Origin of the sequence: Tamilnaduibacter salinus (assembly GCF_003096655.1) — a bacterium.
Taxonomy (GTDB): Bacteria; Pseudomonadota; Gammaproteobacteria; order Pseudomonadales; family Oleiphilaceae; genus Tamilnaduibacter; species Tamilnaduibacter salinus.
The window spans coordinates 236,171-244,290 of sequence record NZ_QEKQ01000007.1 but is presented as its reverse complement, the minus strand read 5'-3'; the positions used below and the strand labels follow the sequence as shown (position 1 = coordinate 244,290).

Here is an 8,120-nt window from a genome sequence, read left to right as displayed (position 1 = left end):
GTCTCCTCCTTAACTCGTCGATAGTGTTTGCAACATCTATCTTGGCGCATAGCGACGCCGCTATGGAGTGGGGAGGAGACCATCCCATCTCGGAAAAACTGAAAAGAGAACAGCCAGAAAGCGCCGTCTCTCTTTTCAACCAACTCTTACGTTCATTTTATTTCTTTTTCTGCGCCCGCAGGGCGCTTCCGTGCTTTCCGTGTTCTTCTGTGGCAATCATTCAGTCTCTTTTCTTCCGCGTCCTTCCGCGGATTCTGCGGCGAACCCTCACCGCCGGCGCTGGAAGTACAACGTCAGCGGCTGCCCGACCACGCTCTGCACCGGGTTGCCGCTCGCCTCGGCCTGTAGCTGTTGCTGAACCGGGCCTGTGGCCAGAGCGTGGCCATCGTCGTCCAGAGCCTCGAGCAGTTTCCAGTCCACTTCGTTGCAGAGCAGTCCGATCATGTCGTGGAGCTGCTCGCGGGATTGCGGGCGGTACCACCGGTCCCGGCAGCCGCCGAGCGCGTAGAAATCCCCGGTGCCCAGCAGATCCTGCCAGAGAGGGTCCTGATGGTTGTTCATCACCATTCGACGCAGGCGGCGCAGGTTCGTCGCTGTCGGATCGAGCTGGTGCTGTTCGATCAGACGGCGGATCTGGTGATCGCCGCGGGTCTGTTCGGCCGGACAGGTATTGAGGTGCACGACGGCGCCACGCTGGGTCGCGTCTTCAACAACGGCGGCCAGCGACAGGTCCGTCATGTGCTGTGATGGCAGCCGACCCACCTCAATCCAGTTAACGGAGTGGCCATCGGCGACGAATTGCCGGGCCAGGGACCATGGCCAGAAAACGATGTTGTCCAGCCCCATTTCGTCAGCGCGTCGCGTCGCTTGAGCAATGTTGGACAAGGACTCGTCGACGGCCACCACCTCGACATCGCTGAGGTAAGCGGCCAGTTCCAGCGCCCGCTGACCTGACTCGGCGCCGCAGACCATCATGCGCAACGTCTCCGGCAGCCCTACCGTGTCGATCTGGAAGCGCTGTGAAAGGATCTGTCTCAGGCTGGTTTCCGTCTGCAGTGACAGATGACGCCAGCTGGGCCATGCCTGGGGCACATCCGAGCGTTCGAGCCGGAGTTCCTCGGCCTTCTCCGCAAAGTTCTGTTTGACGGCTTCTTCGGTCGCCCGGTGGTAATAGCTGGCGGCCATCATCGGCTGCATCACGAGTGGCCATTCGGTCAGTTTCCACTGACCGAGTTGTGGTGCGAAGGATTGATGGAAAAGCGCACCATACAGGGCACTGATCATCACCGAACCCGCAATGGACTCAAGTGACTCCCCCATGGCCAGCTGCGCAGTGATGCTCTGATTGACCGCATCGACCAGGCGCACCTCATCCTCCTCGACGAGCAGGGCGTAGCCGGTTCGTTCCGCGTAGATGGCCAATGAGCTCACCAGTGGATGGAGCTCGTCCCGCAGCTCAGCGGTTTGGGCCACCTCGGCCACGATGGATTGCCGCAGTCGCGTGATCAGGCCTTCAACGGCGGGGTCTGGCAGCAGTGTCTTCTCCAGGGCCAGCAACAGCAGCTCGTCCTGGCTGGCCGCGTCCAGAAAAACGTCGGCGTTCGGGTTGTCAAGATCGTACCGTTGGCGGATCAGGGCGCTGACAAAACCGTTCAGCTCCTGATGGGGCAGGTCGTCCCGCCGCAGCATGCGAATCGCGTCTTCCGCCAGTGACTGATCGGCCTGTTCCACGGTCAGGTGGGTCGCACAGGTGAGCATGCCGCTATAGATCGTCGGCCAATCCAGCTCCCGGTTGGCGAGGGAACGGTAGTGGAGGTAGGCGACATCAAATTCGCCGCGCTGGCGGCGGGCGTGGGCCACCCCACAGAAGGCGGCCGCGGATTGCGCGTCGAGCTTCAGGGCCTGTTCGAAGTATTTCTCTGCGAGCGTCGGCCGCTCATTTCGCAGTGCCCAGTACCCGAGGTTGGTGTACTGCTGGGGCTGCCTCGGATCGGCTTCGAGGCTCTGCTGGAACAGCGACGCGGCGTTGTCGAGATTCCCGTCGTCCATGGCCACACGACCGAGCAGGCCCAGTGCGGCCGGATGAGCGGGCTCCGAAGATAGAACATCGTGCAGCCATTCGCGGCACCTGTTGCGGGCTGCGAGACGCTGGGGGTGGCTGTGAACCGGATCGTTCGATTCGTGGTACGCCTGATTGGCTTCCAGAAGCCGGAGTGCCTGGGTTGCCCGGTCCTGTGTCTGACTCTGGAATTGATGTTGTGCGCTCATCATCCACCTCGTTGGGGCCCTTCCGCCGCCGTGCGGCAAAGGCCTGCCTGTTCTTTGACGGTTTACAGGGATGAAGCGAAGGACGTGCCAGGTTCGCCGCGGAATCCGCGGAAGGACGCGGAAAAGAGAGAAGGTCGCCACGGAAGAACACGGAAAGCACGGAAAAGAGAAGGTATCGACGTTTTAGGGTTTGAAAGTTTTAAGGTCGGAAGGTATGCAACCGTAGCCGATGTCTCCGACTTCGGAGTCGCCCGGCAGGGCGACCACTGGGTTTGCCGCGGAACCCACGGAAGGACACGGAAAAACTGAAAAAGAGAACAGCTAAAAGCAAAGCCTCTCTTTTCGACCAAGTCGTTCACTCATCTTCTTAATTCTTCGCGCCCGCAGGGCGCTTCCGTGCTTTCCGTGTTTTTCCGTGGCAATCATTCAGTCTCTTTTTTCCGCGTCCTTCCGCGGATTCCGCGGCGAACCTGCCCTATCAATAGTGCCGGGCAGGTGACCGGTATCCCGTCAAGGCGCTATCCTTGTCGGACATTCCCGGCCATGGAGATGCTCTCAGGTGACGAGTTCGGAAGACATCCGCTGGCAACAGCGACTACGGAACTTTCAGAAAGCACTGGCGCAGCTCAATGAAGCGATGGCGCTGGCGGATGAGCGGGCCTTGTCCCGCCTTGAGAAGCAGGGTGTTATCCAGGCCTTTGAATACAACTACGAGCTGGGGTGGAACCTGTTACGGGACTACCTCAAGTGGCAAGGCCTTGCCCACATCACAGGGTCGCGCGACACCATTCGCGAAGCCTTTTCCGCCGGCCTGATCGAGGACGGCGAGGCCTGGATGCGAATGCTGGTGGACCGGAACCGGACCTCGCACACTTATAACGAAGATACGGCCGACGCGATCCTGGCTCAGGTTCGTCTGGAGTACCATGGTTTGCTGAGAACGCTGGAGATGACAATGCTCTCGGAGGAAGCCCGCCATGGCCTCTGAGGCGACGTCACTGAATGACCAGCTTGGCTTGCCCGCCTCGGCGCTGGATGGCATCCAGTCTGTTCTGGCAATCCATGAATCGGTGAACGGGGCCATTGTGTATGGCTCGCGGGCGAAAGGCACCTACCGCAAAGGCTCGGACATCGATCTCACCCTTATCGCACCGGACATGCCATGGTCCGAGTTCCTGACCATCGAGCAGCAACTGGACGACCTCCTGCTGCCCTGGCGCATCGACCTCTCGCTCTACCACCAGATCGACCAGCCGGACCTGAAGGCGCATATTGACCGGGTGGGTATTCGGCTGGCCTGAGCATTCGCCGCGGAAACCGCAGAACGACGCGGAAAAGAGACGGTTTGCCACGGAAGAATACGAAAAGCACGGAAACCGCCCTTTGGGCGGGAAGGAGAAAAAGGCGGTCAGGCGCCTGTCGCCGATGTCTCCGACTTCGGAGCAGCCTGAAAGGCTGCCGAATCCCCCGGAGACGGTCTGATCCGGCCACTGTAGGAGCTTGCCTGCAAGCGACGGATTAAGGCGCTATCCATTGTGTGCGTCGGCGGATTATGTTGCGAGCAGGCTCGCTCCTACATTGGTCGTCGAGGTGTTCGGTGAGTCAGGCTGGTCGTCCCCTGGACGACTCCGAAGTCGGAGACATCGGCTACAGGTGCATACCTTCCGACTTTAAAACTTCCCGACCTTAAAATATTAAAACCGCCTTTTCCGAGTCCTTCCGCGGATTCCGCGGCGAAAACAACGAGACATCGGCGACCGTTTGACGCCCACACGGCTTTCAGACCTTCCGACTTTCAAACCTTCAGACCTTCAAACGTTAAAACCAAAAAAGGGGAGCCCGAAAGCTCCCCTGATCCGTTCTTCGTTGCGCCATTACCCTTGCAACAACTGCAACACCTGCTGGGGCCTGGCGTTGGCCTGGGACAGGACCGACAGGCCCGCCTGTTGCAGAGTCTGGGTCCGGGCCAGCTCGGCCGACTCCTGGGCGAAATCGGCATCGCGAATGCGTGAGCGCGCGGCGGAGAGGTTCTCCGACGTTGTGCTCAGGTTGGCGATGGTCGACTCCAGCCGGTTCTGGGCCGCACCCAGGTCGGCTCTCACGCTGCTGATCTCTTCCAGCGCGCTGTCGATAATGCCGAGCGACTTGGTGGCAGCCTCGAAGTCGCTGATATCGACCTCATCCACGTTCTCCTCCGTCGAGGAGACGGCCGTACCGCCTGGCGCTGCGTCGACAATGCTACCAGCCGTGTTGGCGACAGAAGAGCTTGCTGTAAAGCTGTTCGATGAGTCCAGCGTGATCTCGCCGGATGCAATAGCGCTGTCCGCCCCGCCGCTCACCAGCGTTGTGTTGGCGGGAGTGACAGTGTCCTGGCTGCCGGCAAATTCAATCTCACCCGTGGCGCCATCCGACGTGTAATTCTGAATGGCAATGTCCTTGCCGGTGGACTGGGTGAGTGTAATCTCACCGTCGGCGGTCACCTCTGCGGTGATCCCCGTCTGACCCGATGCGGCATTGATCTCTCTTGCAAGCGGACTGAGATCATTCGTGTCGGTGATATTGGCGGAGACTGTTGAGAAGTCGCCGGTATTACCGGTTGAAGACAACTCCAGCGAAACGACGCCTGCTTCGGTGATGCCTGACAATGTGGCCTCGGTCCGTGCTGACGCTTCCACGCCGGTGGACTGGGCGTCATTGTTGACGGCTGCGGCAATGTCCTCGGCCGTGGCTCCCGCGGAGAAGTTCAGCGTTTCGGTCGCCAGTGAGCTGGATATGGTTAGATCCTGGGTTGCGATCGTGTTGTTCGACGGCAAGTTCGTTGCGGGCGCTGTTACGGAGCCTGTGCCTTCGTTGTCCTGTGAGTTGGCGGTCGTCAGGGTGTTGTTGCCGATCTGATCAATTCGTGTTCCGCCAACGGAGACAGCTATGGTCTGATTTTCATTGGCACCAGCCTGAAACTTCTCAGCCTGGAAGGTGCCGTCCAGCAGTTTCAGGCCATTGAACTCAGTCGTTGTCGCAATCCGCTCCATTTCTTTCTTGAGCTGATTCACCTCGGCCTGGAGTGCTTGTCGGTCTGAGGCGGAGTTTGTTGCGTTGGCCGCCTGAACGGCCAGCTCCCGCATCCTCTGCAGAATGTTACTGGTTTCTCCAAGGGCACCCTCCGCCGTCTGCGCCAGCGAAATGCCGTCGTTCGCATTCCGAACGGCCTGATTCAGACCCTGAATCTGGGACGTAAACCGCTCTGAGATGGCCAGGCCCGCCGCATCGTCCTTGGCGGAGTTGATCCGCAGACCGGAGGACAGACGCTCCAGAGCCGTGTTGGCATCGCCCTGGGTCCGATCCAGGTTGCGCTGCGCATTCAGCGACGCGATGTTGGTGTTGATGATCTGAGGCATGTCGTTTCCCCCTGCTCAGAAAGCCGGCCTGAGACCGCCGACGGATTTGGACTTTGGTTCTGTTGGTAGCCGGGGAAGCGAAGGGTGTGCCAGAATTTTAGATTCGCGTTTAAGGTGCTGAAAGTTGGAGAGAATCGGGTTTTAAAGTTTGAAGGTTTTAAGGTTTGAAAGACTGGCGTTGCCGGGTTTCTGGCGGTGGGGTGGCAGGGCGTTGCCGGTTTTTTGAGCGGCGGAGTGGTAGGGAGTAGTTGCCACAGAACCCACGGAATAACACTGAAAATTCGCCGCGGAAACCGCGGAAGAACGCGGAAACGCCCTGCGGGCGGGGTAGAAAGGTTTGAACGTTTGAAAGTCTGAATGTTTTAAAGCGGGCAGATCTCCGGTGGGGCGCGCCATCACTTTAAAACGTTCAGACTGTAAAGCCTTCGTTCTTCCGCGTCCTTCCGCGGATTCCGCGGCGAACCCAGCGGTCACCCTGCCGAGAGACTACGAACCTGAACACATCGACGACAGGTGATGCCTTCCGACCTTGAAACGTTCAAACCTTAAGACCTTCATTATTGCCGCATCCTTCCGCAGCGAAACAACGTCAGATCCGACGTATCGGTCCGGGGTAGCGTGCCACCAGGTCGTCGGCGGTCAATAGCAGAAAGCCTTCCGACTCGGCCTGGGCGATGAGTAGGCGATCAAAAGGGTCTTTGTGAATCTCCGGGAGGTGGCCAACGGCCAGCGTGTGCGCGGACGAGATGGGCAATTCCTGATAGCCGTTGTCCAGAAGACCCCGCCTCAGCAAATGGGGCTCAACCCGGAAGTCCGGCCGACCAAGCCCGTTCTTGATCACCACTTCCCACAGACTGGCGGCACTGAAGTGCAGCGTGCTATCGCCATCACTGATGAGCGTGCGTGCCGCCGATGACAATTTGTGGGGCGTCATGGCCGCCCAAAGCAGAATGTGCGTGTCCAGCAGCAGATTCACATCAGCCACCGAACATGTGTGTGATTTCCTCCTGCCCCATGCGATCGAAATCGTCCGGGACGTTGAATTCACCGGCCAGGAAACCGAGCCGCTTCTGCGCTTTTGTCTCGGGCGCGTCAATGGCCGTTACCCGGACAACCGGCTTTCCCGCCCTGGCAATAATGAACGCTTCACCGTTTGCGGCGCGCGCCACCAGCTGCGACAGGCGGGTTTTGGCCTCATGCATATTGACGGATTCCATACCATCCTCGTGTTCGTGTTAGTTTGATTAAGTTAGTCTAGCATGCTGTCTTCGGTCCGGCGACAAAGAGCGACCGATCTGCAATGACCATTCGCCGCGGAAACCGCGGAAGAACGCGGAAACGCCCTGCGGGCGGGGTAGAACGGTTTGAACGTTTGAAAGTCTGAATGTTTTAAAGTGTTGGCGTGCCCCACCCGAGGCCTGCCCGCTTTAAAACTTTCAAACTTTAAAGCCTTAAGACCTTCTTTCTTCCGCGCCCTTCCGCGGATTCCGCGGCGAAAAAAAACCGAGACATTGCCTACAGGTGCGACCCGCAATCCTCCTTGCCACTAGAATCGCCGACTGACCCATGCTGGAGTGTCACGATCCTGTTAAGGTATTGGTACTGAGCGGGTTCTGGAGAATGAGGTGTCTATGGACATTCAGTCGATGACAACACTTGAGAAATTGCAGGCCATGGAGCAGCTTTGGGACTCCCTTGAGGAAGCATCTGCGGAACCGCCTGCCTGGCACGGTGCCGTCCTTGAGCAGCGTCGGCAGGTCATGAAAGAGTCGTCAGATCGCGAGGTGGAATTGTCCGCTTTGAAGGCACGGGGGGCGCGTTGAAAAGTCGTCGAGTCGTCCTGCTGGATGATGCTGTTGGGGATCTGGACGCGGCAGTGTCTTTCTACGAGTCAATGGAATGCGGGTTGGGCGACTACTGTTTCGATAGCCTGATTTCGGATATCGAAGGGCTCACCTTTTTTGCGGGGATCCATCCCGTTCATTTTGGAGCGCATTGCCTCCGCGCCAAGCGTTTTCCCTTCAATATTTACTATGAATGGGATGACGAAAAAGTCGTGGTCCTTGGCGTTCTCGATATGCGCCAACAGCCGGAAAAATCTCTACAGAGACTGCGTTCGCGCGAGTAGATGTCGGGCCAGGGCGTTGCCGGTTTTTTGAGCGGTGGAGAGGTAGAGATTGGCTGCCGCGGAAGAACGCGGAAAGCGCCCTTCGGGCGGGGTAGAACGGTTTGAGCGTTTGAAAGTCTGAACGTTTTAAAGTGTTGGCGCGCCCCCACCCAAGGCCTGCCCGCTTTAAAACTTTCCGACTTTAAAGCCTTAAAACCTTCTTTCTTCCGCGGTTTCCGCGGCAAAGAACATGTCTCTTTACATTCCGTTACCAACTTCCCCGAAAAATTTTTAAAGGTCCCGGACCGGGTGCCGTTAAGCGGAGTAACAGGCCGGCGCACCCGCTCCCA

8 protein-coding genes are annotated in these 8,120 nt (G+C 58.6%); 4 read left to right on the top strand and 4 right to left on the bottom strand.

The window, feature by feature from the left end:
- Positions 1–267: 267 nt before the first annotated feature.
- A complete protein-coding gene (locus C8D92_RS12120; protein ID WP_322852808.1) occupies positions 268–2,271 on the bottom strand; it encodes a tetratricopeptide repeat protein in 2,004 nt (667 codons plus the stop codon).
- Between the two features lie 556 nt (positions 2,272–2,827).
- Here C8D92_RS12120 and C8D92_RS12115 point away from each other — a divergent pair.
- Together C8D92_RS12115 and C8D92_RS12110 are read left to right on the top strand one after the other, a co-directional pair.
- Complete coding sequence (locus C8D92_RS12115; RefSeq protein ID WP_095609579.1) at positions 2,828–3,256, top strand: nucleotidyltransferase substrate binding protein; 429 nt, start codon at positions 2,828–2,830, stop codon at positions 3,254–3,256.
- Positions 3,246–3,569: a nucleotidyltransferase domain-containing protein gene (locus C8D92_RS12110; RefSeq protein ID WP_116919491.1), complete on the top strand. Its 324-nt coding sequence runs from the start codon at positions 3,246–3,248 to the stop codon at positions 3,567–3,569. Before C8D92_RS12115 ends, C8D92_RS12110 begins: the two co-directional genes overlap by 11 nt.
- A gap of 573 nt (positions 3,570–4,142) precedes the next feature.
- On the opposite strand, the gene C8D92_RS12105 is transcribed toward C8D92_RS12110, so the two are convergent.
- The 3 genes from C8D92_RS12105 to C8D92_RS12095 form a co-directional block, all read right to left on the bottom strand.
- Positions 4,143–5,663, bottom strand: coding sequence for a flagellin N-terminal helical domain-containing protein (locus C8D92_RS12105; protein ID WP_116919490.1), 1,521 nt, complete (start codon positions 5,661–5,663; stop codon positions 4,143–4,145).
- Positions 5,664–6,252: 589 nt separating this feature from the next.
- Positions 6,253–6,639 carry a type II toxin-antitoxin system VapC family toxin gene (locus tag C8D92_RS12100; protein WP_116919501.1) on the bottom strand — a complete coding sequence of 129 codons (387 nt, stop codon included), beginning with the start codon at positions 6,637–6,639 and terminating at the stop codon, positions 6,253–6,255.
- Between the two features lies 1 nt (position 6,640).
- Entirely contained in the window at positions 6,641–6,880 is a 240-nt protein-coding gene (locus C8D92_RS12095; RefSeq protein WP_116919489.1) for a type II toxin-antitoxin system Phd/YefM family antitoxin, read from the bottom strand.
- A 414-nt stretch (positions 6,881–7,294) separates the two neighbouring features.
- Between C8D92_RS12095 and C8D92_RS12090 the strand changes: the two genes are divergently transcribed.
- Positions 7,295–7,486 (top strand): addiction module protein, encoded by a 192-nt coding sequence (locus C8D92_RS12090; protein ID WP_116919488.1) that lies wholly within the window; start codon positions 7,295–7,297, stop codon positions 7,484–7,486.
- Positions 7,483–7,791 (top strand): hypothetical protein, encoded by a 309-nt coding sequence (locus C8D92_RS12085; protein ID WP_207775169.1) that lies wholly within the window; start codon positions 7,483–7,485, stop codon positions 7,789–7,791. Before C8D92_RS12090 ends, C8D92_RS12085 begins: the two co-directional genes overlap by 4 nt.
- Positions 7,792–8,120: the final 329 nt, after the last annotated feature.